This is a genomic window from Actinomadura sp. 7K534 (assembly GCF_004348575.1).
Classification (GTDB): domain Bacteria; phylum Actinomycetota; class Actinomycetes; order Streptosporangiales; family Streptosporangiaceae; genus Spirillospora; species Spirillospora livida.
Window position 1 is genome coordinate 1 of the sequence record NZ_SMKB01000531.1, and the last position, 728, is coordinate 728.

The 728-nt window shown below is 71.7% G+C and carries 1 protein-coding gene; it reads right to left on the reverse strand.

Going from position 1 to position 728, the window contains the following annotated elements; all coding sequences use genetic code 11:
• Positions 1-155: 155 nt before the first annotated feature.
• On the reverse strand, positions 156-728 hold a 573-nt coding region (locus E1266_RS37565; RefSeq protein WP_132055370.1), incomplete at its 5' end, for a hypothetical protein.

Below are 728 nucleotides of genomic sequence, written 5' to 3' on the forward strand. Positions count from 1 at the left end.
CGCCCACCGAGTACTACACAAGGCTATTCGTCGGCAGCGTCAGATGTGTATAAGAGACAGCAGCCCAGAAGCCCCGAGCCGACCTCCGCATCGAGCCCAGAACCATCCGGCTTCGAGACACCGCGCTCTCCGCCCGGCTGTGACGCTGCCCCGCGTCAGCCAGGAGCCCCGACCGGCTGGGCGGCCATGCCGTAGACCCGCACGGTTCGCTCCGCCGGGCCGCCCAGTCGCACGTACAGCGGGCACGTCAGGGCGCGCGACACCGGATCGACCTCGGCGCAGAGCCCGATGCCGGCCGCTCGATCAAGGAACACCGCGTTCTCCACCGCGCGCGCCCCTCGCACCGCGTACGGGACGGAATCGGCGTCGCCGGTGTCGAAGAGCTCCTCGAACGTCAGCCTCCGCGCGAAGCGCATCAGCACCTCCGCGTCCACCACGCGGCTGCCGATGGCCGCCGCCGGGCCCGCCACGACTATGCCGAAGCTCGGATTCTCCCGCCCTCGGACGTAGATCTCCCGGTCGGGCTCCAGCCCCCTGCGCCGCCCGGAGATCTGCAGGCCGAACCCGGCGTCGCCGTTCAGGTACGCGGGCGGGCCGAATCCGTCCCGGGAACGCAGGGCCCCCGCCGGCATCTCCCAACCGGGCAGGTAGACGCCGAGCCCCCGCAGGAGCAGCCGCCAGATGGGCCGACGGGTCACCTCGTGCACGAACTCACCCCGTGCCCCCTT